The 26,420-nt window shown below is 75.1% G+C and carries 25 protein-coding genes and 1 pseudogene; 15 read left to right on the forward strand and 11 right to left on the reverse strand.

The features are described 5' to 3' along the window. The 4 genes and pseudogenes from AB0B41_RS34210 to AB0B41_RS34225 form a co-directional block, all read left to right on the forward strand. Positions 1-1,565: pseudogene (locus AB0B41_RS34210) on the forward strand (hypothetical protein); the annotation flags it as partial. 67 nt (positions 1,566-1,632) lie between these two features. Further along, positions 1,633-2,475, forward strand: coding sequence for an alpha/beta hydrolase (locus AB0B41_RS34215; protein WP_358210779.1), 843 nt, complete (start codon positions 1,633-1,635; stop codon positions 2,473-2,475). Further along, a complete protein-coding gene (locus AB0B41_RS34220) occupies positions 2,472-3,269 on the forward strand; it encodes an alpha/beta hydrolase (RefSeq protein WP_358210781.1) in 798 nt (265 codons plus the stop codon). Before AB0B41_RS34215 ends, AB0B41_RS34220 begins: the two co-directional genes overlap by 4 nt. Next, positions 3,262-4,023 carry an MBL fold metallo-hydrolase gene (locus AB0B41_RS34225; protein WP_358210783.1) on the forward strand — a complete coding sequence of 254 codons (762 nt, stop codon included), beginning with the start codon at positions 3,262-3,264 and terminating at the stop codon, positions 4,021-4,023. The genes AB0B41_RS34220 and AB0B41_RS34225 overlap by 8 nt, the downstream gene beginning before the upstream one ends. On the opposite strand, the gene AB0B41_RS34230 is transcribed toward AB0B41_RS34225, so the two are convergent. From AB0B41_RS34230 to AB0B41_RS34250, 5 genes are all read right to left on the reverse strand, one after another. Next, a complete protein-coding gene (locus AB0B41_RS34230) occupies positions 4,007-4,654 on the reverse strand; it encodes an ATP-binding protein (protein WP_358210785.1) in 648 nt (215 codons plus the stop codon). The two genes, AB0B41_RS34225 and AB0B41_RS34230, sit on opposite strands and share 17 nt — an antisense overlap. 4 nt (positions 4,655-4,658) lie before the next feature. After that, positions 4,659-5,240: a hypothetical protein gene (locus AB0B41_RS34235; RefSeq protein WP_358210787.1), complete on the reverse strand. Its 582-nt coding sequence runs from the start codon at positions 5,238-5,240 to the stop codon at positions 4,659-4,661. Between the two features lie 35 nt (positions 5,241-5,275). Beyond that, positions 5,276-6,541 carry a phosphodiester glycosidase family protein gene (locus AB0B41_RS34240; protein WP_358210789.1) on the reverse strand — a complete coding sequence of 422 codons (1,266 nt, stop codon included), beginning with the start codon at positions 6,539-6,541 and terminating at the stop codon, positions 5,276-5,278. Positions 6,542-6,653: 112 nt separating this feature from the next. After that, positions 6,654-7,088 carry a PPOX class F420-dependent oxidoreductase gene (locus tag AB0B41_RS34245; RefSeq protein WP_358210791.1) on the reverse strand — a complete coding sequence of 145 codons (435 nt, stop codon included), beginning with the start codon at positions 7,086-7,088 and terminating at the stop codon, positions 6,654-6,656. A gap of 94 nt (positions 7,089-7,182) precedes the next feature. Beyond that, positions 7,183-8,022, reverse strand: coding sequence for a mycofactocin-coupled SDR family oxidoreductase (locus AB0B41_RS34250; RefSeq protein ID WP_358210793.1), 840 nt, complete (start codon positions 8,020-8,022; stop codon positions 7,183-7,185). Between the two features lie 148 nt (positions 8,023-8,170). Here AB0B41_RS34250 and AB0B41_RS34255 point away from each other — a divergent pair, with 148 nt between their 5' ends. The 3 genes from AB0B41_RS34255 to AB0B41_RS34265 all read left to right on the forward strand — a co-directional run bounded on the left by AB0B41_RS34255 (position 8,171) and on the right by AB0B41_RS34265 (position 12,137). Then, complete coding sequence (locus tag AB0B41_RS34255; protein WP_358210795.1) at positions 8,171-9,130, forward strand: alpha/beta hydrolase; 960 nt, start codon at positions 8,171-8,173, stop codon at positions 9,128-9,130. Between the two features lie 13 nt (positions 9,131-9,143). Then, a complete protein-coding gene (locus AB0B41_RS34260; RefSeq protein WP_358210797.1) occupies positions 9,144-10,274 on the forward strand; it encodes an LLM class flavin-dependent oxidoreductase in 1,131 nt (376 codons plus the stop codon). A gap of 93 nt (positions 10,275-10,367) precedes the next feature. Continuing rightward, positions 10,368-12,137: a helix-turn-helix domain-containing protein gene (locus AB0B41_RS34265; protein ID WP_358210799.1), complete on the forward strand. Its 1,770-nt coding sequence runs from the start codon at positions 10,368-10,370 to the stop codon at positions 12,135-12,137. A 217-nt stretch (positions 12,138-12,354) separates the two neighbouring features. On the opposite strand, the gene AB0B41_RS34270 is transcribed toward AB0B41_RS34265, so the two are convergent. Beyond that, positions 12,355-13,575, reverse strand: a complete 1,221-nt coding sequence (locus AB0B41_RS34270) for an acyl-CoA dehydrogenase family protein (protein ID WP_358210801.1) — start codon at positions 13,573-13,575, stop codon at positions 12,355-12,357. A gap of 151 nt (positions 13,576-13,726) precedes the next feature. Between AB0B41_RS34270 and AB0B41_RS34275 the strand changes: the two genes are divergently transcribed. Together AB0B41_RS34275 and AB0B41_RS34280 are read left to right on the forward strand one after the other, a co-directional pair. Further along, positions 13,727-15,469: a proline--tRNA ligase gene (locus AB0B41_RS34275; RefSeq protein ID WP_358210803.1), complete on the forward strand. Its 1,743-nt coding sequence runs from the start codon at positions 13,727-13,729 to the stop codon at positions 15,467-15,469. 238 nt (positions 15,470-15,707) lie between these two features. Next, positions 15,708-17,066 carry an FAD-dependent oxidoreductase gene (locus tag AB0B41_RS34280; RefSeq protein ID WP_358210805.1) on the forward strand — a complete coding sequence of 453 codons (1,359 nt, stop codon included), beginning with the start codon at positions 15,708-15,710 and terminating at the stop codon, positions 17,064-17,066. On the opposite strand, the gene AB0B41_RS34285 is transcribed toward AB0B41_RS34280, so the two are convergent. Together AB0B41_RS34285 and AB0B41_RS34290 are read right to left on the reverse strand one after the other, a co-directional pair. After that, positions 17,063-18,787, reverse strand: coding sequence for a protein kinase (locus tag AB0B41_RS34285; protein ID WP_358210807.1), 1,725 nt, complete (start codon positions 18,785-18,787; stop codon positions 17,063-17,065). The two genes, AB0B41_RS34280 and AB0B41_RS34285, sit on opposite strands and share 4 nt — an antisense overlap. A gap of 130 nt (positions 18,788-18,917) precedes the next feature. Further along, complete coding sequence (locus AB0B41_RS34290; RefSeq protein WP_358210809.1) at positions 18,918-20,063, reverse strand: hypothetical protein; 1,146 nt, start codon at positions 20,061-20,063, stop codon at positions 18,918-18,920. Positions 20,064-20,137: 74 nt separating this feature from the next. Here AB0B41_RS34290 and AB0B41_RS34295 point away from each other — a divergent pair, with 74 nt between their 5' ends. After that, positions 20,138-20,461, forward strand: coding sequence for a hypothetical protein (locus AB0B41_RS34295; protein ID WP_358210811.1), 324 nt, complete (start codon positions 20,138-20,140; stop codon positions 20,459-20,461). 6 nt (positions 20,462-20,467) lie between these two features. Here AB0B41_RS34295 and AB0B41_RS34300 read toward each other — a convergent pair whose 3' ends face one another. Beyond that, complete coding sequence (locus AB0B41_RS34300; protein WP_358210812.1) at positions 20,468-20,878, reverse strand: secondary thiamine-phosphate synthase enzyme YjbQ; 411 nt, start codon at positions 20,876-20,878, stop codon at positions 20,468-20,470. Between the two features lie 174 nt (positions 20,879-21,052). Here AB0B41_RS34300 and AB0B41_RS34305 point away from each other — a divergent pair, with 174 nt between their 5' ends. Then, positions 21,053-22,069, forward strand: a complete 1,017-nt coding sequence (locus tag AB0B41_RS34305) for an aminotransferase (RefSeq protein WP_358210814.1) — start codon at positions 21,053-21,055, stop codon at positions 22,067-22,069. 142 nt (positions 22,070-22,211) lie between these two features. On the opposite strand, the gene AB0B41_RS34310 is transcribed toward AB0B41_RS34305, so the two are convergent. Further along, positions 22,212-22,661, reverse strand: a complete 450-nt coding sequence (locus tag AB0B41_RS34310; RefSeq protein WP_358210816.1) for a ferritin-like domain-containing protein — start codon at positions 22,659-22,661, stop codon at positions 22,212-22,214. Continuing rightward, positions 22,658-23,170: a hypothetical protein gene (locus AB0B41_RS34315; RefSeq protein WP_358210817.1), complete on the reverse strand. Its 513-nt coding sequence runs from the start codon at positions 23,168-23,170 to the stop codon at positions 22,658-22,660. The genes AB0B41_RS34310 and AB0B41_RS34315 overlap by 4 nt, the downstream gene beginning before the upstream one ends. Positions 23,171-23,283: 113 nt before the next feature. Between AB0B41_RS34315 and rimP the strand changes: the two genes are divergently transcribed. The 4 genes from rimP to AB0B41_RS34335 all read left to right on the forward strand — a co-directional run. Beyond that, positions 23,284-23,847, forward strand: coding sequence for a ribosome maturation factor RimP (gene rimP / locus AB0B41_RS34320; RefSeq protein ID WP_358210819.1), 564 nt, complete (start codon positions 23,284-23,286; stop codon positions 23,845-23,847). Continuing rightward, positions 23,844-24,908: a transcription termination factor NusA gene (gene nusA, locus AB0B41_RS34325; protein ID WP_358210821.1), complete on the forward strand. Its 1,065-nt coding sequence runs from the start codon at positions 23,844-23,846 to the stop codon at positions 24,906-24,908. Before rimP ends, nusA begins: the two co-directional genes overlap by 4 nt. A gap of 20 nt (positions 24,909-24,928) precedes the next feature. Then, positions 24,929-25,294 (forward strand): YlxR family protein, encoded by a 366-nt coding sequence (locus tag AB0B41_RS34330; protein ID WP_358210825.1) that lies wholly within the window; start codon positions 24,929-24,931, stop codon positions 25,292-25,294. Between the two features lie 96 nt (positions 25,295-25,390). Continuing rightward, positions 25,391-26,420 (forward strand): translation initiation factor IF-2 N-terminal domain-containing protein (locus AB0B41_RS34335; RefSeq protein ID WP_358210823.1); only part of this gene is annotated, 1,030 nt, incomplete at its 3' end.

Raw genomic sequence — 26,420 nt, forward strand, 5'->3', positions numbered from 1 at the left:
GGGGGGGGGGGGGGGGCGCGGGGGCCCCCCCCCCCCGCGCCCGCTTCCTGCAGCGCGCCGCGGAGCTGACCCCGGAGGGTCCGCGCCGGACCGACCGGCTGCTCGACGCCGCCGAGTCGCTCACCGCGGCCGGGTACCCGGTGCGGGCCGGGGAGATCGTCGAGGCGCTGCCCGTCGAGGAGCTCACGGGCGCGCGCCGCGGCCGGGCGCTGCTGGCCCGGGCGGAGGTCCGGCTGGTGTCGGGGGTCGCGGACCGGGTGCGGGCGGCGCCCGCGGTCTGCCTGGCGGCGGCCGACGCCTTCGCCGAGGTGGATCCCGACGGTGAGGTCGCTGCCCTGCTGCGGGCCGTCGAGCTGCTGCTCACCGTCGAGCACGAGGTCCTCGGCACGACGACGGCCGAGCTGGCGGCGCGGGCCCTGCGCAGCACCCCGGCGGGGCCGGAGCTGCCCGGACTGCTGCTCCGCGCGATGGCGACGCTGGCCCTGCGGCCCTACCCGGAGGCCGTCGGGGCGCTGCGCCGTGCCGGCGGGGCGTTGCTCGCCGCCGGACCCGGGGCGGCGCTGCGGCACGTCGTGATCGGCGTCGCGGTGACCACCGCCCTGTTCGACGACGCGGCGCGCGACCGCCTCCTGCGCCGCGCCGCCGAGGAGGCCCGGCGGGTCGGCGCGCTGCAGGTCCTGCACTCGGTGCTGTGGATGCACTCGCAGACCGCGGCGGCCCTGGGGCTGCCGCGCACCGCGAACGCGCTGCTCGACGAGTCCCGCGCGGCCGGCCGGGCGATCGGGCTCTCCCCGGTGGTCGAGGCCGTCCACACGAACGTGACGTGCCGGGCGTGGGAAGGCGCCGGCGGGTCCGCCGACCTGCGTGCCGAGCTGGCCGCCGCCGGCGCGTTCGCCCGTGGCATCGGGATGATCGGGATGGGGACGATCGCGGACCACGCCCGCGTGGTGCTCGACCTCGCCGACGGACGCGTCACCGCCGCCCACGAGGTCGCCACGGGCATCCGCGAGGCCCGGTTCCTGCAGGTCGGCAACCTGGTCCTGGGTGACCTCGCCGAGGCCGCAGCGTTGGCCGGGAGGTCCGCGGAGGCGGCCGCGGCGGCCGCGGACCTGGAAGCGATCGCCGAGGCGAGCGGCACCGACCTGGCGCGCGGGCTCGCGGCGCGGGCCCGGGCCCTCGTCGCCGCGCGCGAGCGGGGCACGGCGCCCGACGCCGTCGAGGCGGCCTTCCGGGAGTCGGCCCGGCGCCTGCAGCGGAGCCTGGCCGCGGGCGAGCTGGCCCGTACCCGGCTGCTGTACGGCGAGTGGCTGCGCCGCGGGAGGCGCCGCCGGGACGCCCGGGCCGAGCTGCGGGCCGCGGCGGAGGCGTTCGACGCCCTGGGCGCGGCCGGGTTCGCCGCGCGGCTCACGCTGTCCCGGCACACCGTCGACTACCACCTGCGCAAGGTCTTCCGGAAGCTCGCCGTGGCCGACCGCCGGCAGCTCGCGGCCCGGCTCGGCCCCCCGGAGGGGGCCGCGCACGGGACCACGGACGGGACCACGGCCTGGACTACGCATCCCACGTGATTCGGGCACGTGGGCGCGGCGGCCACGGTGGGTCCGCCGACCGGAGCCCGATCCGAGGAGCCGCCCGATGCCGACCGTGACCACGCCCGACGGGGCGGAGATCTTCTACAAGGACTGGGGCGAGGGACCACCCGTCGTCCTCGCGCACGGCTGGCCGCTGCAGGCGGACAGCTGGCAGGCCCAGCAGCTCTTCCTCGCCGCCAACGGGCTCCGCGCGATCGCCCACGACCGCCGGGGCCACGGGCGGTCGACGCAGACCTGGCACGGCAACGACATGGACACCTACGCCGACGACCTCGCCTGCCTGCTCGACACCCTGGACCTCCGGGGCGTCGTGCTCGTCGGGTTCTCCACCGGCGGCGGCGAGGTCGCACGCTACGTCGGCCGGCACGGGACCGCCCGGGTCCGCGGGCTGGTGCTGGTGTCCGCCGTGCCGCCCTTCATGCTGCGCACGGACGACAACCCCGGCGGCGTGCCGATCGAGGTGTTCGACGAGATCCGCCGCGGCAGTCTCGCCGACCGCAGCCAGACCTACCGCGACCTCGCCGACGGCCCGTTCTTCGGCGGCAACCGGCCGGGGCAGGCGCCGTCGCAGGGCGTCCGGGACGCGTTCTGGCTGCAGGGCATGCAGTCCGGGCACCGCAACGCCCTCGAGTGCATCGCCGCCTTCTCGGCCACCGACTTCCGGCCGGACCTCGACGCGGTGAGCGACGCGGGCCTGCCGACCCTGGTGATCCACGGCGACGACGACCAGGTCGTGCCCGTCGACGTCGGCGGCCGGGCGTCCGCGGACCGGGTCAAGGGGGCGACGCTGACGGTCTATCCCGGCGCCCCGCACGGCATCACCGACACCCACGCCCAGCGGCTGTCCACCGACCTGCTGACCTTCTGCCGGGAGCTCTCCGCATGACCGACACCATCGTCCTGATCCACGGTTTCTGGGTGACCCCGCGCAGCTGGGAGCACTGGGTCGCGCACTACGAGAAGCGCGGGTTCCGCGTGCTCGCCCCCGGCTACCCCGGCTTCGAGGTGGAGGTGGAGGCGCTCAACGCCGACCCCGCGCCCGTCGAGGCGATCACCATCCCCGGCATCGTCGAGCACCTGGAGTCCGTGGTGCAGGCGCTCGACACGCCCCCGATCCTGATCGGGCACTCCGCCGGCGGGGTGTTCACCCAGCTGCTGATGGACAAGGGGTACGGCGCCGCGGGCGTGGCACTGAACTCGGCGCCCACGGAGGGCGTGCCGGTGGTACCGGTGAGCCAGGTGAGGTCCACGTTCCCGGTGCTGAAGAACCCGGCCAACCGGAACAAGGCCGTCCACTACGACTTCGAGCAGTGGAACTACGCCTTCACCAACACCTTCCCCGAGGCCGAGGCCCGGGCGCTCTACGAGCGCTATGCCGTCCCGGTGTCCGGACACATCCTGTTCGAGAGCGCGCTGGCGAACCTGATCCCCGGTCACCAGGGCACGTGGGTCGACTACACCAACGACGACCGCGCGCCGCTGCTGTTCGTCGCGGGCAGCGAGGACAACATCATGCCGCCGAAGGTGCAGTGGTCGAACGCGAGGCACTACCGCTCGGCGAAGACCCTGACCCGGGTGGTCGAGTTCAGCGGGATGCCGCACCTGCTGCCCGCGGCGCCGGGCTGGGAGGACGTCGCCGACTACGTCCTGGCCTGGGCGTTGCGCAACGCCCGTGCCTGACCTGCGGCTGACGCACGTCGGCGGCCCGACCCTGCTGGTCGAGGCCGCCGGCCTGCGGATCCTCACCGACCCGACCTTCGACCCGCCCGGCCGGCGGTACGGGTTCGGCTGGGGGACGTCGTCGCGCAAGCTGGCCGGTCCGGCCCTCGACCCGGACGAGCTGGGGCCGATCGACGCGGTCCTGCTCAGCCACGACCACCACGCCGACAACCTCGACGACCGCGGCCGCGCGCTGCTCGGCGGGGTGGGCACCGTCGTCACCACGGTGCCCGGTGCGCGGCGGCTGGGCGGCGCGGTCCGCGGGCTGGCGCCGTGGGCGTCGACCCGGATCGGGGACGTGGAGCTCACCGCCACCCCCTGCCGGCACGGCCCGCCGCTGAGCCGGCCGGTGGCGGGCGCGGTGATCGGCTTCGCGCTCGCGCTCCCGGACGGCCTGCTGTGGATCTCCGGGGACACCGTGCCCTTCCGCGGCACCCGCGAGGTGGTCCGGCGGCTGGCGGTCGACGTCGCGGTCCTGCACCTCGGCTGCGTGCGGTTCCCGGTGACCGGGCCGCTGCGGTACAGCATGACCGGGGAGCAGGCCGTCGCGCTGTGCCGGGCGCTGCAGCCCCGCGTGGCGGTCCCGGTGCACTACGAGGGCTGGTCGCACTTCCGGGAGGGCCGGGCGGAGGCGGAGCGGGCGTTCGCCACCGCCGCCGACGTGCGGGACCGGGTGCGCTGGCTGCGCCCGGGGGAGGTCACGCCGATCGACTGAGCCCGAGCTCCGCGACCGCCATCCCGTCGCGCTCCCCGACGTCGCCCACCTCGACCGGCACGGGGGAGCGGAAGCCCGGGCCGTCCGAGACGAAGGTGTGGAACTCGCCGTTCTCCCCGCACGGGTCGACGCCCTCGGGCAGGGCGGCCAGGAACTCCTCGTCGAACGCCTTCCCGGCCAGCTCCGCCGGCATCCGGGCCGGGTCCACGGAGACGACGACGGCGCGCAGCCCGGCCGCGATCATGTCCCGGGCCAGCGCGCCGGTCGGCCTGCCCCACAACGGGAACTCCGGCGTCAGGCCGGTGCCGGCCAGGGTGCGCTCGCGATAGGCGCGGATGTCGGCGAGAAACAGGTCGCCGTAGACGACGGTGTCCGCCCCGGCCGCGCGGGCGGCGGCGAGCGCCGCGGCCGTCCGGCGTTCGTACTCCTCGTTCGGGCACGGCCACGGCAGCTCGACGACGTGCAGCGGCAGCCCGAGCGAGCCGGCCTGCGCCTCGACCAGCTCCCGCGGCACGCCGTGCACCGGGACCCGGCCGGCCGCCACCGTGGTGAACAGGCCGGTGACGTCGCTGCGGAGACCCAGCGCGTACGCGGCGTCCTTCCCGCAGGACCAGCTCAGCCAGGCGGTCACCCGGCTACCGTCGCACGGAGACGTGCACGTGGTCGAAGTGGCCGCCGGTGGCGTCGGACGGGTCGTAGACGCCGCCGCCGTTGTACGGGCGGCCCCACCCGTCCTCGTCGGCGAAGAACGCGCTGCGGTACCAGATCCGGCCCTGCCAGATGACGTACCGGACGTCGAGCTCCTCGGCGTGGTCCCGCAGCCACTTCGCGACCGCCCACCCGGTGTCCAGCTCGGCGCCCTCGGGGAAGGTGCCGGCCCGGGTGGGGAAGAAGTCGCAGGCCCGGCCCTGCGGGTGGTCGCTGGAGGGGTTCCACTCGTGCGCGCTCCAGCAGGTGGTGCCGCGCAACCGGTCGCCGAACTCCGCCACCGCCCGGTCGTGCAGGGCGAGCGCGGCCGGGGTGAGGCAGCCGTCGCCGGTCGGGTCGTCGGCGACGCATCCGGGGGAGGGCTGCGGGGCGACCCGCTCGCGGAACCGGTCGACCGCGTCGAACCGCACCAGCGCGACGACCGCGACGGCGGCCAGGGCGAGCGCGATCAGGGCGGCGATCGCCCGCCCGGTGCGGCGGCACGAACTGCGGGGACGGGTGCGGTGCACGCGGGCTCCTCGGTCCGGAACGTCCGGTCCCGAGACTACCCCGCGTAGATCCCGATCCCGTTGGGCACCAGGCGCGGCGAGGGGTCCGACGGGTCGTTCACGATCGTCGTCGCCGGGGCGCCGCCGTCGCGGTAGGCGAGGGTGGAGGAGCCGCCGCCGTCGAGGTTGACGGCGTCGTCGAGCCCCAGCTCGCGCAGCAGGTTCGAGAACTGCAGGAGGGTCGCGCCGACGCTGTCGGACTGCCGGCCGTCGACCGTCACCAGGAACATCCGCCGCCCGTCTGCGGTCACCCCGGCGCCGCTGCGCGGAGCCCGGGCGCTGTCGTCGAGCCGCTCCGTGGGGGCGGCGTCGCGGAGTATCGGGCTGCCGCCCACGGCCATCCGCGGCGCGACCCCGCTCGCGGGCACCAGCGCGTAGTCCACGGTCACCCGGTCGCCGACCTCCAGGCCGCGCAGTGCCGCCGCGCCCTGCTCGCGGCCGACCAGCGCGGTCTCCTCCGCGGGCAGCCGGCCCGCCCCGGGTGCGCGGACCGCGGTCACGGCGCCGTCGCGGACCACCACCTCGGCCTGGTCGGCGGCGCACGGGGCGTCCCGGTCGGTGTCGGAGCCGCAGAGCGTGCGGGCGCGGTCGACGTCGCCCCAGTCCGAGGTGAACACCCCGATCCCGTTCACCGGGACCGCGTGCTGGTTGAGCGCGACGATCGGCAGGGAGTCCTGTTCGGTCCGGTCCGGGTAGGACACCCGCTCGATCCCGGTGCGCCGGACCTCGCCCCGCAGCGGCAGCCGATCGACCCGGGCGACCCCGTCGGTGCCGACCGCGAACACGTAGTCCATCTCGGCGCCCGGCACCGCGGGCGCGGCGCGGCGGCCCTGCGGCACCGCGGCCTTGAGGAACCGGCCGTCCTGCACGGCCGGCCCGGCCGGCGCGCTCGTGCGGCCGATGTCGAAGAAGTCGCCGTTGATCCCGGCGACGGCACCGCTGCCGTCGGCCATGCCCTTGATCGGCGCCCGGGCGGCGACGGCGCCGGGGGTGAGCAGGTCGGCCCGCACCCCCGGCGTGGTGAGGTCGACCTCGACGACGTCGCCCATGACGTTCCCGGCGGCGGTGGTCGTGGTGATGTCCCGGTGCGTGACGCCCGGGGCGACCTCGACGGCCTCGGAGAGCGACTCGACGATCCGCTCGGGCTGGTCCGGCGGCGGTGGCAGGGGTTCGGCACTCGCCGCCGGCGCCAGCAGGACCAGCCCGGCACCGACCGTGACGAGCAGTCGCCCGACCGTGGTCGACAGCATCCCCACCCGCATGTCCGCTCCCCCCGGAGACCGTGTTCCGGGGGCATGTGACCACGAAGAGCGAGGAGTTCCGAGGGTGCGACACGCGGTTCACTCCCCGGTGGAGGAAAGTTCCCGGGTCGGGTTACCGGATGCGGGCCCCGTAGACCCGTTCGACCGTCATGGTCATGAGCACGCGGCGGTCCGCGACCATGGTCTCCCGGTACTCCGTCCAGTCCGGATGCTCGCCGGCGGCGCGGCGGTAGTACTCGACGAGCGCCTCGACCTCGGGGGAGTCGGGGCTCGCGCCCGGCCCGGTCAGCGTCACCGGGCCCTCCGCGGTGGCCCAGCCCCAGCCGTCGGGACTGGTCACCTCGAGCGCCGCCCGCGGGTCGCGGCGCAGGTTCGCCGTCTTGGCCCGGCCCTCCGTCATCGACACCGAGATGGTGCCCGCCTCGCGGTCGTAGAAGGGTGTCACCGGCGAGAGCTGGGGCACCCCGTCCTTGTTGATCGTGGCGAGCACGGCGAGACGGCTCTCGGCGAGCAGGGCGTGCGGGTCGAAATCTGTGGCCGCGGTCATGTCCGGCCCAACCCGCCGCCCGGGCCTTCCATTCCGCTGTGCGCGGTAAGTGGTGCCGGAGCACCACTTACCGCGCACGGGCAGCGGAGCTGCACTACACCTTCTCGAGGAACCCGAGGTCGACGGCGAGGGTTTGGCCGGTCACGTAGCGGGACTCGTCGGAGGCCAGCCAGAGCACGGCGTTGGAGATGTCGCGCGCATCGACCCAGGGGTGCGGCATCGTGTGCAGCGCCTGGAAGGCCTCGCCGTACCGCTCGCGGGTCAGCTCCTCGGGCTTCACGTCCGGCAGGAACAGCTTGTACATCGGCTCGTTCTGGATCATGTCGGTGTCGACGGCGGTGGGGTGCACCGTGTTGCACCGGATCCCGTACTGCGAGACCTCCTGGACCATCGTCCGCATGATCCCGACGACGCCGTGCTTGGCGGCCGTGTAGTGGACCATGTTGCCGAAGCCGCGCAGCCCCGCCGTGGAGCTGGTGAGCACGAGCGACCCGCCCTGCCCGCGCTCGATCATCGACGGCAGCACCGCCTTGAGCGTCCGCCACACGCCCGTGACGTTGACCGCCAGCATCTCGTCCCACATCTGGTCCGTCATCTCCCACGACGGCGCGTAGCTGAAGATGCCGGCGTTGGCGCAGACCACGTCGATGTGCCCGAACTCCGAGAGGCCCGCCTGCACCGCGGCGTCGAGCGCGGCGGAGTCGCGGACGTCGGCCTCCCGGGTGAGGACCCGGCGGTCCAGCTCCTCGATCAGCTTCGCCGTCTCGGCGAGGTCCTCCGGCTTCGACATCCCGTAGGGCACGGTCTCGATCTGCGCGCAGAGGTCGACGGCGACGATCTCCGCACCCTCCTCGGCCAGCCGCAGCGCGTGCGAGCGGCCCTGCCCGCGCGCCGCCCCGGTGACCAGCGCGACCTTGCCGTCCATCCGTCCCATGGGTGCACCACCGTCCCGATCGGTTCCCGGGACCGGCCACGCCGCCGGTCCCCGCCCCGACGCTAGGCAACCGGCTCGGCACCCCGGAGGTCTCACTCTGAGACCGGCCGGTCTCGGAACTGAGACCTCCGCGACGACCCGCGGGCTGGTGATCTCCACGGTGGCGCGGGCGGCGCGGCCCGCCCCGATGATCACGACCGACGGAGGAGCGATGGTCTCGGCACGGGTGAACGACATGGCCGCGGCGGCCTACGCGGGCTGGCTGCGGGAGGACGCGACCCTCGAGGAGATGCGGACGGGGTTCGACGGCATGTGCCCCGAACCGCCCGCCGACGCGACACTCACCGAGGGCGTCGTCGGCGGCGTGCGCGGCACGTGGGTGGAGGTCCCGGAGAGCGGCGAGGCGACGATCCTGCACTTCCACGCGGGCGGCTACCTGATCGGCTCGCCGACCAGCCACCGCGACCTGGGGTCCCGGATCGCGCGGGCCGCCGGGGCCCGGGTCTTCCTCGCCGACTACCGGCTCGCCCCGGAGCACGCCTTCCCGGCCGCCCACGACGACGGCGTCGCCGCCTACCGCGGGATGCTCGCCGACGGCGTCGACCCGGCCTCGCTCGTGGTCTCGGGCGACTCGGCCGGCGGCGGCCTGGCCCTCGCGGTCCTCGCCGCGGCGCGCGACGCGGGCGACCCGCTCCCGGCGGCCGGTGTCCTGATGTCGCCCTGGGCCGACCTCACGCTCGCCGGCGACTCCATGACCGGCCGGGAGGCCGTCGACCCGCTCGTGAGCCGGGCCGTGCTCACCGAGATGCAGCAGGGCTACCTGCAGGGTGTGGACCCGGCCGACCACCGGGCGTCGCCGCTGCTGGGCAACCTGGCCGGGCTGCCGCCGCTGCTGGTCCAGGTGGGCAGCAGCGAGGTCCTCGAGGACGACGCCGTGCGGATCGCCGACGGCGTGCTCCGCGCGGGCGGCGAGGCGTTCCTGCAGGTCGGGTACGAGATGGTGCACGTGTTCCAGATGTTCGCCGACCGGCTCCCCGAGGGCGCCGCGGCGGTCGACCGGATCGGCGCCTTCGTCCGGGCTCACGTCCGCAGCACGGCGACGGTCTGAGGGGGCGGCGACGATGGAGTTCGGCTTCCTGACCCAGGGCTACCTGCCCGCCGACCGGCGCACCGACCCGGACGCGGAGCACCGCGTCCTCATGGACGACCTGGAGCTGTGCCTGGCCGCCGAGCAGGCCGGGTTCAAGTACATCTGGATCTCCGAGCACCACTTCCTCGACGAGTACAGCCACATCTCGTCGAACGACGTGTTCCTCGGCGCGCTGGGGGCGCTCACCACCCGCGCCCACGTGGGCTCCGGGATCTTCAACCCGCTGCCCCGCGTGCACCACCCGGCGGCGGTGGCGGAGCGGGTCGCGATGCTCGACCACCTCACCGAGGGGCGCTTCGAGTTCGGGGTCGGCCGCGGTGCCGGCAGCCACGAGGTGAAGGGCTTCCACACCGGCGTCACGGACGTGAACGAGACCAAGGACATCTTCTTCGAGACGGTGCCCGAGTTCGCGAAGATGTGGATGCAGGACGAGTACCCCGGCTTCTCCGGGAAGTACTGGGACATGCCGGCGCGGCGGGTCCTGCCGAAGCCGTACGGGCCGCTGCACCCGGCGATCTGGTACGCCGCGGGCAACACCTCCAGCTTCGAGATGTGCGGCCGCCGCGGCATGGGCGCGCTCGGCTTCTCGCTCGACGAGATCCCGAAGACCGAGGTGGCGATCAAGGCCTACAAGGACGCCGTCGCGCGCTGCGACGACCCGATCGGCGCCTGGGTCAACGACAACCTGATCGTGGCCAACGGCTTCAACTCGATCGCCGAGGACCGGGAGACGGCCCGCCGGGACTTCCTGAACGGCGGCAACAACTACCAGATGTCGCAGGTCTTCCGGTACCACGACACCTTCCCGCGGCCGGAGGGGTTCCCGGTGTGGCCCGAGGTGCTCCCCGAGCTCACCGAGGAGGCCCTCGACGGGTTCCTCGACCTGGGCGCGGCGATCGTCGGCGACCCCGACGACGTGATCGCCCAGCTGCGCCGGTGGGAGGCCACCGGGGCCGACCAGTTCCTCATGCTGCGCGGCGTGAAGAGCCGCGAGGAGACCCTGCGCATGCTGAAGCTCATGGGCGACCACGTCATCCCGAAGTTCGACACCGAGACCGAGCACCGCACCACCCGCCAACGCCGGGAGGCCGCGGGCGGCTGAGCCCGATCCTGGCCGAACGGTCGTCAGGCCTTGCCCTGACGACCGTTCGACAGGCAGGGTCGGACGATCGGGGCATGCCGACGAGGAGGTCGGATGGTGCAGTCGTCGTCCACAGGCGTGGTCGTGCACGGCCGGCAGCGGTCGGGGCCGGCGCGCTGGAGCCCGGAGGGCCAGCGGCTGATCCGCCGGGCCCGGGAGCGGCTCCTGTCCGGCCCCGGTGACCCCGGCGCGGCGTCGGAGGAGCTTGTCCGCCCCGAGATCGCGGCGTCCTGGCGGCGCTCGCTGCTCTCCGGCGTGGACCCCGGCCGGATGCCGACCGGCCCCGCCGACCCGGACCGCTCCGGCACGCCCCGGCTGCTGCGCGCGGCCGAGCCGGTGCTGGACCGGCTCGTGGCCCAGCTGGCGGGGACGTCGACCGCCGTGGTGCTGGCCGACGCGCAGGCCTGGATCCTGTGGCGGGGCGCCGGGCGGGCGGCCCTCTTCGCCGGGCTCGACGCCATCTCCGCCTCGCCCGGCTGCTGCCTCGGCGAGGAGCGGGTGGGCACCAACGGGCTCGGCACCGTGGTCGAGGAGCGGCGCCCGACGCTGATCGTCGGCGGTGAGCACTACCAGGACGCGATGCAGGACTTCACCTGCGTCGGCGTGCCGATCCTGGACCCGCTGTCCCGGCGGCTCGAGGGCGTCCTCGACCTCACCTGCGCCTCCCGGGACACCAACGAGATCCTGCTGCCCCTGCTCACCGAGGCGGTCCGGGAGATCGAGGTGCGGCTGCGGGAGCAGGCGACCGTGCACGAGCGGGCCCTGTTCGAGGAGTTCGTCGCGCGCTCCCGGCGCCGCCGCAGCGTGGCCGTCGCCTCGCTCAACGAGGAGTTCCTCTTCACCAACTCGGCGGCCGCCCAGCTGTTCGAGCCGGCCGACCACGCCCTGCTGTGGGACTGGGCCCGGGGCGCGGTGGCCTCGGGCCGGGAGATCACCGGGCGGCTCACCCTCACCCGCGACGTCGTGGTCGACGCCCGCTGCGCGCCGGTCGACGCGGGCGGACCCTGGCCCGCCGGGGTCGTGGTCACCATGGTCCCGGCGGACGGCCGGGCCGCGGGCGGCGGATCGGGCTCGACGTGGGCGCAGCTGCAACGCCGCACCCGCCGGCTCGCCGAGCTGGGCGGGCCGTTGCTGCTGCACGGCGAACCGGGCGTCGGCAAGACCCGGCTGGCACGGTGGCTGCACGAGCGGGCGGGCGGCGGTCCCTGGACGGTCGTCGACTGCCGTGCGGGCCGGCCCGCGGACCTGGCGCAGGTCCTGGCCGACCCGAAGGCGACCGTGGTGCTGCGCCGGGCCGAGGAGCTCGACGGCGACGGCGCGCTGACCGCCCTGGTCGGCGCGGCCGAGGCCCGGGTCGTCCTGACGGCGACCAGACCGGACGGGCTCCCCGGCGGGCTGCTCGACGAGGCCCGGGGCGCGCTCGCGGTGCCGCCGCTGCGCGACCGCGCGGCCGACCTGCCCGGCCTGGTGGACGAGCTGCTCGGCGAGCTCGCCCCCGCGGACGGACCGCGGCCGCGGTGCACCGCGCAGGCCCTGACCGCGCTGCGCGCCCATCCCTGGCCCGGCAACGTCCGCGAGCTGCGCCGGGTCCTGGCCGGCGCGATGGTCTCGGCGATGCACTTCGACATCGGCGTCCGGCACCTGCCCGAGGGCTACCGGGCCGGCCCGCGCACCCGTCCGCTCGCCCGCCTGGAGAGCACCGAGCGGGACGCGATCGTGGCGGCCCTGGACAAGGCCGGCGGCAACAAGGACCGCGCCGCCATCGACCTGGGCATCTCCCGGGCGACGATCTACCGCAAGATCCGCCGCTTCGGTATCGCCTAGGCCGTGTCTCCCAACCCGCCACCACCGCTCCCGGCGCCCACGCCGTCCCCGCCGGCGTTGCTGGGCCACCCGAATACGCCCCGGTATGAGGGCGGCCCGGCGGCCTTGGCGGGAACAACGTGGATCACCGGGCCCGGCGGCGCCAGGTTGAGAGACACGGCCTAGCGGCTCGTACGCGGTCAGTGGTGCCGGAGCACCACTGACCGCGCACCGCAGCTCAGACCAGCAGGAGGCCGTCGGGCTCGTCGGTCACGCCGAGGAGCGCCGCGCCTGCGGTGACGGCGGCGCCGTCCCAGTGCAGGTAGGAGTGGCTCTTGAGGGTGTCGACGTCGCGCTTGTAGCGCTGGAAGGGGCTGCGGAGCTCGTTCACGCTGGACCCGGCGCCGTCGAGCATGGTGTCGATCGCCTCGCGGGCGAGCCGGCAGATCGCGGGCGACGCCATGCGGAGCTCGCAGGCCTGCTCCAGGGACGCCTTGTCGCCGGCGTCGGCCAGCTCCGTGACCACGCGGTGGGTCTCGTCCCAGACCAGGCGGGCGATCCGGGTGCGGGTGACCGCGTCGCCGTAGCGCACCCACGCCTCGCGGTGCTCGCGCTGCGGACCGAGCCCGAACCCGACCGTGCGGGTCAGGATCCGCTGCTTGTAGTCGGCCAGGCAGGCCTCCGCGCTGCCGACCGCGACGGCGGCCAGGAGCACGTCGAACATCCGGATCATGGAGAAGCCCTCGAGCGGCCGGTCGTCGCCGTGGTCGAGCGGGTGGATCGGCTCCTGCCCGAACACGGTCCACTGCCGGTCGGCGGGCACGAAGAGGTCCTCGCAGGAGAACGTGTTCGAGCCCGTGCCCTTCATCCCGGACATGTGCCAGACGTCGTGGATCGTCACGTCCGCGACGTCGACGACCAGGCCGAGCAGCCCGGGCTCGGTGCCGTCGCCGCGGTCCTCGGTGGTGATGAGCAGCGAGTACTCCGAGTTCATGATGCCGCTGGCGAAGGGCCACTTCCCGGTGAGTCGCCAGCCGCCCTCGACCGGGACCGCCGTGCCGGACGGGGTGGCCTGGAACCCCGCCGACAGCGCGCACGACGCGAACGCCTTGCCGTGCAGGAGGTGCGGGGTGTCCTGCACCAGCGACACGTTGTGCACCACGAGGAAGGAGTAGACCCAGGCCGTGGAGGCGCAGCCCTGCGCGAGGATCCGGGTGATCGTGCCGAACTCGCGCATCCCGTAGCCGTACCCGCCGAGGCTGCGCGGCGCGACCAGGTCGAACAGGCCGGCGTCGGTCAGGTCGGCCATCGTCTCGTCGGGGATCCGGCGCAGCTCCTCGCAGTGCTGCGCCCGCTCGCGCAGCACGGGCACCAGGGCCTCCGCGCGGGCGACGAGGTCCTCGGCGGAGGGCCGGTCGGCCGGCCCGGTCTTCTCGGCGCGTTCCGCGGTCGCGGTCATGTGCACACCGTCCTTCTCGGCGGGGGCCGGACGCCGTCGTCGCGGCCTTGCCGGATCATCAGAACGCGTGCCGGGTGGTCCGCGGAGGTCTCACTCTGAGATGGCGGAACCGGGATGAGCCGCCCGAGACACGCTCAGTACCCTGCTCAGCGTGTTGACCAGGATGTCGTCGCTGTTCCTCCGCACCCTCCGCGAGGACCCGGCCGACGCGGAGGTGCCCAGCCACAAGCTGCTGGTCCGCGCGGGCTACGTCCGCCGCGTGGCCCCGGGCGTCTACTCCTGGCTGCCGCTCGGGCTCAAGGTGCTGCGGCGCGTCGAGAACATCGTGCGCGAGGAGATGGACGCCATGGGCGCCCAGGAGATCCAGTTCCCCGCGCTGCTGCCCCGCGAGCCCTACGAGGCCACGAACCGCTGGACCGAGTACGGGCCGAACCTGTTCCGGCTCAAGGACCGCAAGGGCGGCGACTACCTGCTCGGCCCCACCCACGAGGAGCTGTTCACGCTCGCGGTCAAGGGCGAGTACTCCTCGTACAAGGACTACCCGGTCATCCTGTACCAGATCCAGACCAAGTACCGGGACGAGGAGCGGCCCCGCGCGGGCATCCTGCGCGGACGCGAGTTCCTCATGAAGGACTCGTACTCCTTCGACCTGTCCGACGAGGGGCTGTCCGAGTCCTACGCCAAGCACCGCGAGGCGTACATCACGATCTTCGACCGGCTCGGGCTCGAGTACGTCATCGTTGCCGCGACCTCGGGCGCGATGGGCGGGTCGGCGTCGGAGGAGTTCCTGGCCGAGTCGGAGACCGGCGAGGACACCTTCGTGCGCGGCCCCGGCGGGTACGCAGCGAACGTCGAGGCCGTGACCACGCCCGCGCCGCCCGCGCTGCCGGTCGAGGACAAGCCCGCCGCCGTCGTCCACCACACGCCGGACACCCCGACGATCGAGACGCTCGTCGACTACCTCAACGCGCACACGGACCGGAAGTTCACCGCGGCGGACACGCTGAAGAACGTGCTGGTCAAGACGAAGCAGCCCGGCGCGGCCGAGTGGGAGCTGCTCGGGATCGGCGTGCCCGGGGACCGCGAGGTCGACATGAAGCGCCTCGAGGCCTCGTTGGAGCCGGCCGAGGTGGCGCTGCTGGAGGAGAAGGACTTCGCGGCCAACCCGTTCCTGGTCAAGGGCTACATCGGCCCGGAGTCGCTGCAGACCAACGGCGTGAGGTACCTCGTCGACCCCCGGATCGTCACCGGCACGGCCTGGGTGACGGGCGCGGACAAGCTCGACCACCACGTCGTCGACCTCGTGGCGGGCCGGGACTTCACCCCCGACGGCACCATCGAGGCCGCCGAGGTCCGCGCCGGCGACCCGTCGCCGGACGGCACCGGGGTGCTGGAGGCCGCGCGCGGCATCGAGATCGGGCACATCTTCCAGCTCGGTCGCAAGTACGCCGACGCCTTCGCCCTCGACGCCCTCGGCCCGGACTCCAAGCCCGTCCGGATCACCATGGGCTCCTACGGGATCGGCGTCTCGCGGCTGGTCGCGGCGATCGCCGAGCAGAGCCACGACGGGTCCGGCCTGGTGTGGCCGCGCGCGGTGGCCCCGTTCGACGTGCACGTGGTGGTCGCCGGCAAGAGCGCGGAGCTGCTCGAGGGCGGCGAGGCCGTCGCCGCCGAGCTCGAGGCCGCGGGCCTGCAGGTGATCCTCGACGACCGCAAGGCCAGCCCGGGCGTGAAGTTCGCCGACGCCGAGCTGATCGGCGTGCCCACGATCGTCGTCGTGGGGCGGGGCCTGGCCGAGGGGAAGCTCGAGGTCAAGGACCGCCGCACCGGCGAGCGCTCGGAGATCGCGCGCGAGGGTGCCGGCGAGGCGCTCGCGGCCCTGGTCCGCAGCTAGCCACCCAGGAAGCGGACCACCGCGAGGACCCGGCGGTGGTCGTCGAGGCCGGGCGACAGCCCGAGCGCGTCGTAGATCTGTGCGGCGTGCCGGGCGACCGCCGGCGCACGTCCTCACAGAAGCAGGGGACGTCCGTGATCCGGAGCTCCCGGGGGGCCATGACGGACCACACAGTCTTAGGTAAGGCTCACCTTTCTTCGCTACGGTCGGAGTTGATCGACACGAGCGAGGAGTGGGTATGGGGCGTGAGCTGCGGATCGCAGTCGTCGGGGCCGGTCCGGCCGGGATCTACGCGGCCGACACGCTGATGAAATCCGGCACGCCCTGCACCGTCGACCTGTTCGACCGGCTGCCCGCGCCCTTCGGCCTGGTCCGCTACGGGGTCGCGCCGGACCACCCGCGGATCAAGCAGATCGTGCACGCGCTGCACCGGGTGCTCGACAACCCGGCGGTCCGGCTGTTCGGCAACGTCGCGTACGGGCGCGACCTGCTGCTCGCCGACGTCCGGACCCTGTACGACGCCGTCGTCGTCGCCACCGGCTGCGAGCGGGACCGCGACCTCGACATCCCCGGCATCGACCTGCCCGGCAGCCACGGCGCCGCCGAGTTCGTGAAGTGGTTCGACGGGCACCCGGACGTCCCGCGCGACTGGTCGCTCGAGGCGCGGCACGTCGGCGTGATCGGGGCCGGCAACGTCGCCCTCGACGTCGCCCGGGTGCTGGCCAAGCAGGCCGAGGACATGCTCGTCACCGAGATCCCCGACAACGTGCACCGCGGCCTCGCGGCGAACCGGGCCACGGACGTGCACGTCTTCGCCCGCCGCGGCCTCGCCCAGGCCCGCTTCACGCCGATGGAGCTGCGCGAGCTGGACCACGTCCCGGGCGTCGAGGTCGTCGTCGACGCGGAGGACGTCGAGTTCGACGAGGGGTCGCTCGCCGCCCTGCGCGAGAGCAAACAGACCCAGATGGTCGTGAGGACCCTGCAGGACTGGGCGCTGCGCGACCGCCGGCCGGCCGACGACCCCGCGCTCCGTCGGCTGCACCTGCACTTCCTGGCCGCGCCGGTCGCGGTCCTCGGCACCGACCACGTCACCGGGCTGCGCACCGAGCGGATGGAGCTCGACGGCGGTGGCAGCGTGCGCGGCACCGGCGTGTTCACCGACCACCCGCTGCAGGCCCTGTACCGGGCCGTCGGGTACATCGGCTCCGAGCTGCCCGAGCTGCCGTTCGACGCGCTGTCCGGCAGGCTGCCGCACGCCGCGGGCCGGGTCCTGGACTTCGACGGCCAGCAGGTCCCCGGCGTGTACGCCTGCGGCTGGATCAAGCGCGGCCCCGTCGGGCTGATCGGGCACACCAAGGGCTGCGCGCTGGAGACCGTCGGCAGCCTCCTGGCCGACGCCGACGACCTCGACCCGGCCCCCGTGCCGGACCCGGCCGCCGTCGTGGAGCTGCTGGAGGAGCGCGGCGTCCGCTACACGACGTGGGACGGCTGGCTGCAGCTGGACAAGCACGAGCGCGGGCTCGGCGAGGAGCGGGGCCGCGAGCGGATCAAGGTCGTGCCGCGCGAGGAGATGGTGGAGCTGTCGCAGGTTGGCTAGCGGCCCGGCGCCTTGAAGTCGTGGGCGCTCCACCAGTCGTAGAGGACGGTCATGTCGCCGTCGCTGCGGCGCAGGTAGCCGAAGGCGAGGGCGGCGTTGTCCGCCCAGAACAGGTACGCCGCCCCGCTCGCGGCGTCGACGTAGCAGCCCACGCGGCCGGCGAACGCATCGTTCTGGCTGTACCCGGTCGCGATCGTGGTCCCGGTCTTGCAGCTCGAGTGCTGCCCGTTCTCCACGAGCGGGACGTTCGCCGACCGCGCGGCGCCGTCGAAGCCCTCGTCGAGCCGGCTCTGCTGGTCGTACCGGGTGAAGGTGCCGCCGTCCGGGCCGTCGGCGGGGCCGTTCTCGCACTCCAGGTAGGACACCGCGCCGATGGTGCCGGCGGTGCCCGCGTCGGCCGTGCAGTTGCTGGTGGAGAACCCCGCGGGCAGGTCGGCGAACAGGGCGGCGTCACCCGAGCCCGCGGCGACGGTCGGGGCCACGCTATGCGGTGTCGGAGCGGTGGTCGGCGGGGCCGCGGTCGGGGTGGGGGCCGGGGTGGATCCGGCGCCGCGCATTAGCAGCACGCCCGCGGTGGCCAGCCCACCGAGCACGATCAGCACCCCGGCCACGACGGCCGCGATCGCCGCCCGGGAGGTCCGCTTCCGCGGCCGCGGGGCCTGCCACGCCTGTCCGACCATCGTGTCCGGCGCCGACGACCAGCCCGCGGCCATCCCGGCCGGCGCCTGCCGCGGGTCGCTCCAGGCGGGCGCCGGCGGGCCCGAGGGCGTCTGGCGCGGGTCGCTCCAGGCGGGGGTGGGCGGACCGGAGCCGAAGGTCGACGTCCGAGGCTCCCCGGTCGGTGGCGGCGGTGCGGTCGGCACGGAGCCGGCCGAGGTCCCCAGGGCCGCGCGGGCCGCCGCGGCCAGCGTGCCGGCCGTCGGAAATCGTTGGTCGGGGTCCTTCGCCATCCCGCGCGCGACGACCTCGTCGAGCGCCGACGGCACGTCCGGCCGGCCGATCGGGGGCGGCGGGACCGCGAGGTGCGCGTGCATCAGCGTGGGCAGGTCGCCGGTGAAGGGCTGCCGCCCGGACAACGCCTGGTGCAGCACGCAGGCCAGGGCGTAGACGTCCACCCGGCGGTCGGCCGGCACCCCGTGGAACCGCTCCGGCGCGAGGTAGGCGACCGAGCCGGGGACCGTGCCGCTGCGGGTGAGCTGCTCACCGCCCTCGCCGGCCGCGGTGGAGCTGGCGATGCCGAAGTCGAAGAGGTAGGCGAACACCTCGCCCGGGTCGACCTCGTGCTCGTCGCCGGCCCCGGCGAGCAGGATGTTCGACGGCTTGACGTCCCGGTGCACCATCCCCTCCGCGTGCGCGGCGTCGAGGGCGCTCGCGATCTGCGAGACCACCGCGACGGCCGCGGCGGGGGAGAGCGGGCCGTGCGCCGCCAGCCAGGACCCGAGATCGGAGCCCTCGACCAGGCGCATGTCCAGGTAGAGCCGGCCGTCGATCTCGCCGAAACGGTGGATGGGGACGATGTGCGGTTCGCGCAGCCGCGCCGCCGCCCGGCACTCGCGGCGGAAGCGCTCGGTGTACTCGGCGTCGCCGGCCAGGGCGGGCGGCAGGACCTTGAGCGCGACCTCGCGGTCGGTGTCGGTGTCGAAGGCGCGGTAGACCTCGCCCATGCCGCCGCGGCCGAGCAGTTCCTCGATCGTGTAGGGGCCGAACGTCGTGCCCTGCACCGTGCCCCCTTCACACCCCGCGGTCGCGTCACGGTAGCCGCCGCAGGACCCGGACCGGCCCGTCCGAGACCGGACCGTCACCACCGCACGCGATCTCGGGCGGACGCGCGGCGGTGTTACCGGGACGATCTCATCGGGGGAGCGCGGCGCTGCCGATGACGTCCTCGACGGTCGAGGGCGGGACCAACGGGGGCGTCGCCGGACCGCCCGTGGTGTCGGCGTTCGCGACCAGGAGCGCGGTGCCGCCCGCCACCGGCACGGCGAGCACCTGGGTGCGGCCGCCGGTGGCGAGGCAGCCGTCGTCGACCGGGGTGGTGGAGACGGCCTCGACGACGACCCCGGTCGCGTCGCCGATCTCCACGGTCCGGGGCTCGCTCAGCGTCACGCGCGGGCCCTGGCCCGCGGTGCTGGTGTAGAAGGAGCGGCCGAACTCGGCCGCGAAGCGCCGGGCGAGCGTCGCGGGGTCGTCGGGCGCCTGGACGAGCGCGCTGGTCGCGGTGCCGCGCTTGTAGGGGTCGCCGCGACAGACGTAGCCCGGCGCGTCGGCGCCGCCGGTGAAGGCGACGCCGAGGCCGCGGGCGGCGACGTCGTCGAGCGGCGTCCAGTCGCCGGGGACGGCGTAGGTGAGGTAGGGCGTGTCGACGGGCCGGTAGCCCGCCGGGACGGTCGGCCCGGAGAGCGCGGTGACGAGGAACCAGGCGCCGCCGCCGATCGCGGCGAGGGCCAGCACGATCACGGCGGAGAGGCCGGCGATCCAGCGACCGGTGCGCTGTTCCCGCCGCTCGACGGAGGGTGGGGACCAGGCGTGGCCGGGCGGTGGGCCCCAGGGCTGCTCGCCCGGGATCTCGGGCTCGCCCTCACGCCCGGGGACGGCCGGGTAGCGCTGGCCGGGGTACTGGGGGGCGTCGGAGGCGGCGAGCACGGGGCGGCCGGTCTCCGTGGCGTCGGCAGTGGGGATGCCGGTCTGCGTCGGCGGGGCCGGGGCGGTCGGGACGACGACGGTGGCGTCCGCGGAGCCGGTGCGGCGGCCGGGGCCGTCGTCGGAGCCCGTGTGGCCGCCTGCGCCCTCCTCGGATGTGGTGCGGCCGGCGGTGCCGTCCTCGGAGCCGCTGCGGCCGCCGGCGCTCTCCTCGCAGGCCTCGGGGGCGGCGTCCCTCGGAGCGGTCGTGGCGGCGTCGCCGGGGGCCTTCGGGGTCTCTCCGGCATCCGGGGCTGCGGTGGGCTCCGGGGTGTCCGCGGGCTGGCGGGGCTCGTCCGACCCGTCCGGTCTGTCCACGCCGCGGAGACTAGCGCGGGCCTGCGCAGCTGATCATGATGGCGGCCGTGGCCGGGGTGTGGTGTCCTTCCGGCGTGGACGTGGTGGAGGTGCTGCGGCGGCGGATGCCCTGGCTGCTCTGGGCGATCCCGGTGGTCGGGTTGCTGGCGGCGCTCGTCCTGGTCCTCGGGGGCGCCTACACCGCGGCCGGGGTCGTGGCCGCGGCGGCGCTGCTCATGGTGGAGCCGTTGCGCCGCATCACCCTCGCCCACCTGCCCGTCGACCTCGACGAGGACGAGATCGCCGAGATCCGCGAGGTCAAGCTGCGTCAGGGCGAGGTCGCAGCGATCCACCGGCTTCGCGAGCTGCGCCCCGCGACCGGCCTCGCCGCCGCCGTCCGCACGGTCCGCGACCTCTGATCCCGGTCAGCCGGGCAGGAACGACAGCCGGACCGAGCGCACCGCGTTGTCGACGTTCGTGTCCACCAGGCACACCGACTGCCAGGTGCCGAGGGCGAGTTCGCCGTCGATCACGGGCACGGACATCGAGGGCGCGACGATCGCCGGGAGCACGTGGTCGCGGCCGTGCCCGTGGCTGCCGTGGCGGTGGGTCCAGCGGTCGTCCGCCGGCAGGAGGTCGCGCAGCGCGGTGAGCAGGTCGGTGTCGCTGCCGGCGCCGGTCTCGATCACAGCGACGCCCGCGGTGGCGTGCGGCACCCAGACGTTGAGCAGGCCCTCCCGGGCGTCGACGGAGCGCAGGTGGTCGGCGATCCGCGAGGTCAGGTCGACGACCCGCTCCTCGCCGCCGGTGCGGACCTCGATCAGCTCGGTGTGCATTCCCCGACCCTAGGAGAGCCCCCTCCGCCCGGCTCCGCGAGTCGCGCCGAGACCCCCGCGAGTCGGGAGATCCGGCAGCGCGAGTCGGGAGATTCGGCAGCGCGAGTCGGGAGATTCGGCAGCGCGAGTCGGGAGATCCGGGACAGCGGGGAGCGGCCGTCGTAGGGTCGAGGCGTGCGCGAGGCGTTCGGACGGATCTTCGACGTGCCCGACGGCTACCTCAACACCGCGAGCGTGGGGGTCCCGCCGCGCGAGACGGCCGACGCCGTCGACCGCGCCCTCGACGCCTGGCGGCACGGGACCGGCCGGGCGACGGACTTCGACGGCGTGGTGGCCCGGGCCCGCGACGCCTTCGGCCGCCTCGTGGGGGTCGGCGCCGACCGCGTCGCCGTCGCGGGCTCGGTGTCCCCGCTGGTCGGGCTCGTCGCCGCGGCGACCCCGGACGGTGCGCGGGTCCTCGTCGCCGACGGCGAGTTCAGCAGCGTCAGCTACCCGTTCGCCGTGCAGGGCCGCGGGATCACGGTCACCGAGGTGCCGCTCGAGGAGCTGGGGGAGCGGGCGCCGGAGGCCGACGTCGTCGCGGTCAGCGTGGTCCAGTCCCTCGACGGCCGCCTGGCCGACCTCGACGCCCTGCGCGCCGCCCGCGCGTCGGGCACCCGGGTGCTGCTCGACGTCACCCAGGCCGCCGGCTGGATGCCGCTCGACCTCGGCTGGGCCGACGCCGTCGCGGGCGCCTGCTACAAGTGGCTCTTCGCCCCGCGCGGCGCCGCCTGGATGGCGGTGCACCCGGACCTCGAGCTCGTGCCGCACGCCGCGAACTGGTACGCCGCCGAGGATCCGTGGGGCAGCACCACCGGGCTGCCGCCGAAGCTGGCCGCCGAGGCGCGCGGGCTGGACACCTCGCCCGCCTGGTACTGCCACGTCGGCGCCGCGGACTCCCTCGGTTGGCTCGCCGGGCTCGATCTCGCCGCGGTCCGTACCCACTGCGTCGGGCTGGCCGACCGGTTCCGCGCCGGCCTCGGGCTCCGGCCGGCGGGCTCGGCGATCGTGCACGTGTCCGTACCCGACGCGGCCCGGCGGCTCGCCGACGCGGGGATCGTCGCGACCGCGCGCGGCGGCGGCGCCCGGCTCTCCTTCGGCCTCTACAGCACGGACGACGACGTCGACCACGCCCTCGCCGCCCTCACCTGATCCCCGCGACTCGGCACTCTCGGGTCACCGAACCCCACATCCGGGAGCTCCCGGGAAGTGCATCTCGGTGCCCTGGAACTCCCGACTTGCGGTGCTGGAACTCCCGACTCGCGGTGCTGGAACTCGCGACTCGCGGGGACCCTCAGCGGACGATGCCGGGGAGGGAGGGGATGGTGGGGGTGGTGCCCGTGGCGGCGCGCCAGCGCGAGGCCCGGACCGTGCCCTCCGACAGCGCCTTGAGCGCGGCGATCCGCAGCTGCTGGTTGGTGGTGTGCTCGAGCACCGACCGCCAGGCCGCGAGCGCGTCGGCCTCCGCGGTCACCGCGAGCCGCCCGGCGGACAGCACGTCCGTGACCGGGACCGGGGTGGTGTACGCCGGTTGCGCCGACACCGGCCGCGCCCCGACGTCCGTGAGCGTCTGCTCGATCTGGCTGCGCAGGGTGCGGTGCGCCGCGATGTCCTGGCGCGCGACCGCGGCCTGGTCCGCGGGCACGAACGCGAGGATCAGCGTGTAGGACCACAGGGCGGCGTGTTCGGCGGCCAGGGCGCCCTGCAGGGCGGCGACCGCCTCGTCGTCGATCGGGACGCTCATGAGGTCGGCGGCGCCCCCAGCACCGCGGAGTAGGCCGCGCAGCAGGCGGCCACCGAGCCGACGAGGCCGGCCCGCGCCGTCGGGACGCTGCTGACGAGCCCCGCGGCCTCGCGCGCGGCGTCGGCCACCGCCTGACGCACGGCGTTCAGGTCCGCGCCCGCCCGGGACGTCGCCGGCGCGGGGGCGGGGAGGGGCGTGGTGGTGCCGGCGACCCGGGCGATCTCCTGCTCCAGCGCGGTGGCGTGGTCGGATCGGGCGGTGCGGAGCGGGTCGAGCTGCCCGGTCAGCGACGGGTCGGCGGCGAGCACCGCGGTGACCAGGTCGGCGTCCGACCGGGCCCGGGTGACCAGCGGGATCAACGGGTCCGGCCCGTCGTCGGACGACGCGACCGCGCACCCGGAGAGGACCGGGGCGGCGAGGCCCAGCCCGCCCGCGGCCAGCCCCAGTGCCAACGCCCGCCGGCGGGTCAGCCGCGCGGCTGCCGGGGGGAGCGGAGGGCCGGGGTGCACAGCCCGGCATCCTGCCAGCCACCACCGCGGCGGCGGGGGTACGGGTCCGGCGGTCCCTCCGGCCGTCCGCGATAGGCTGGACGGCCGTCCGACCCTGCCGTCGAAGGAGATCCATGCCGAGCCCCGCCCCCGATCAGCTCACCGGCACGCTGCGCGGTGTGCTGGAACCCGTCGTCGCGGACGCCGGGTTCGAGATCGAGGACGTCGAGGTCCGGGCCGCCGGGCGCAAGCACACCGTCAAGGTGGTCGTCGACGTGCCCGAGGACGCGGAGGAGAACGCCGTCGGGCTCGACGCGATCGCCCGGCTGAGCCGCTCGGCGGCCGCGGAGCTGGATCGGCACGAGCACCTGATCGCGGGCTCGTACACGCTCGAGGTGACTTCCCCCGGCATCGACCGCCCGCTGACCCGGCCGCTGCACTGGCGGCGGGCGCACCTGCGCCTGGTCCGGGTGACGCTGGCCGGCGGCGAGACGCTCGAGGTGCGCGTCGGGCGCGCGGGGCCGGAGTCGGTCACCGTGGTGGAGGCGGGGGCGAAGAAGCCGCTCCCGCGTGAGCTGCGCTACGCGGACGTGACCCGGGCCGTGGTGCAGGTGGAGTTCAAGGCGCCGCCGAAGGCGGAGGTCGAGGCGCTCGACGGGGCCGGCGGGGCGGACCCGGGGAACGAGGAGCAGGCATGAACGTCGACATCGCGGCGCTGCGGGCCATCGAGCGGGAGAAGGAGATCCCGTTCGACACGGTCATCGAGGCCATCGAGACCGCCCTGCTCACGGCGTACAAGCACACCGAGGGCCACCAGCCGCACGCGCGGATCGACATCGACCGCAAGACCGGGCTGGTCCGGGTCATGGCGCACGAGATCGGCGAGGACGGCGAGCCCGGCCAGGAGTGGGACGACACCCCCGAGGGCTTCGGCCGGATCGCCGCCACGACCGCGCGCCAGGTCATCGTGCAGCGGCTGCGGGACGCCGAGCACGAGCGCACGTACGGCGAGTACGCCGCCCAGGAGGGCGAGATCGTCTCCGGCGTGATCCAGCGCGACGCCCGCGCGAACGCCCGCGGTGTGGTCGTCGTCTCCCTGGGGCAGACCGAGGGCGTGCTGCCCCCGACCGAGCAGGTGCCGGGGGAGGGCTACGAGCACGGCGACCGGATCCGCTGCTACGTCGTCGGCGTCAGCCGGGGAATGCGCGGCACGCAGATCACGTTGAGCCGCACGCATCCCAACCTCGTGCGCAAGCTGTTCGCGCTGGAGGTCCCCGAGCTGGTCGACGGGTCGGTGGAGATCGTCGCCGTCGCCCGCGAGGCGGGGCACCGGTCGAAGATCGCGGTGCGGTCCAAGGTCGCCGGGGTCAACCCGAAGGGCGCCTGCATCGGCCCCATGGGCCAGCGGGTGCGCAACGTCATGAGCGAGCTGCACGACGAGAAGATCGACATCATCGACTGGTCGGAGGACCCGGCGACGTTCGTCGGCAACGCGCTCTCGCCCTCGAAGGTGGTGTCCGTCACGGTGATCGACGCCCGGACGCGTACCGCGCGGGTCGTCGTGCCGGACTTCCAGCTGTCCCTCGCGATCGGCAAGGAGGGGCAGAACGCGCGGCTCGCAGCCCGTCTGACCGGCTGGCGGATCGACATCCGCAGCGACGCGGACCCCCGCGCCCGGGCCGGCCGGACCGAGATCGACGCGGACCCGGAGGACGAGTCCCCCGTGGCGCGCACCTCGGGGACGGAGTCGGTCGGCTGAGGGAGGACGCGCTACACTCGATCCCGGCCCGCAACCGGGCGCAGGGACCCGTCCGCACCTGTGTCGGGTGTCGCACCCGGGAGCAGGCCACCGGTCTGTTGCGCGTCGTCGCGGTGGACGGGGCCTTGGTCCCGGATCCGCGCGGACGCCTCCCCGGCCGGGGTGCCTGGGTGCATCCCGCCACGGGGTGTCTCGACCGGGCCGAGCGCCGATCGGCGTTCCCGCGGGCACTGCGTGTCCCGGGTCCGCTGCCGGTGACCGCGGTCAGGTCGTACCTCGACGGGATCAGCGCCGCTCAGGCGGCGGATCCCGCTGGGGGGCAACAGGAGGGAGCCGGGACAGTCCCGGTTCCGTCAGTCACGGAAGACAAGGTCGACCCGTCATGAGCCAGTCGTGAAGATCGCACCATGAACGTGCATCGACTCTAGGTTCGAGGTCGAGCGGACACCTGCCGCCCGGCCTCTCGGAAACATAGGAGAGCAGTGGCAGGCAAGGCCCGCGTGCACGAGCTCGCGAAGGAGCTCGGTATTTCCAGCAAGCAGGTTCTGAGCAAGCTTGCGGATCTCGGGGAGTACGTGAAGTCCCCGTCCTCCACCGTCGAGGCCCCGGTCGCGCGCAAGCTGCGCGACTCCATGGCCGGCAACGGTGGCGGCCCCCGTCGTGGGGTCCCCGGTGGCGGCGGCAGCCGTCCCCGTCCCGGTCAGTCGCAGGCCCCCGGCCCGCGCCCCGGCGCCCGGCCGTCCGGGCCCGCCCAGGGCCCGGGCTCCGGTCAGGGCTCTGCGCCGACCCCCGGCCCGGCGCGCTCCGGCGCGCCCACCCCCGGTCCCGGCCCGCGTCCGGGTCCGCGTCCCGGCCCCGCGCCGGCCTCCCACCCGGAGACCCCCGCGGAGCGCCCGGAGGCTCCGGCCGCCTCGGCGTCCCCGGAGGCGCCCGCCCGCCCGGCCCAGCCGGGTCAGTCGGGCCCCCGTCCGGGTCCGCGTCCCGGCCCCGCCCAGCCGCAGCGGCCCGCCCAGGGCGGTCCGCAGGGCGGCGAGCGCCAGGGCGGCGAGCGTCAGGGCGGCGAGCGTCAGGGCGGCGAGCGTCAGGGTGCCCAGCAGGGCGGCGAGCGTCAGGGCCAGCGGCCCGCCGCGCGTCCGGACGGCCCGCGGCATCAGCCCGCGGCCGCGTCGGGCGGTTCCGGTGCCGGCACCGTGCCCCCGCGCGCCCCGAAGCCCGGCCCGCGCCAGCCGCGCGTCGGCAACAACCCGTTCGGCGTCGGCTCCGGCGCCCCGCCGCGCCCGGCCGCGCCGCGTCCCGGCCCGCCGCCCGCCCAGGGTGGCCAGCAGGGCGGCGGCCAGGGCGGTCAGCAGGGCGGCGCCCCGCGTCCCGGCCCCGGGGCCGGTGGGCCCCGCCCGCCGCAGCGCTCCGGTGAGCCCGGTCGCGGTGGCCCGCGGCCGAACCCGGGCAACATGCCCCCGCGGCCGAACCCCGGCATGATGCCCGCCCGCCCGGCGGGTGGCCGGCCCGCGCCCG

This window comes from Pseudonocardia sp. NPDC049154, assembly GCF_040648315.1.
GTDB lineage: Bacteria > Actinomycetota > Actinomycetes > Mycobacteriales > Pseudonocardiaceae > Pseudonocardia.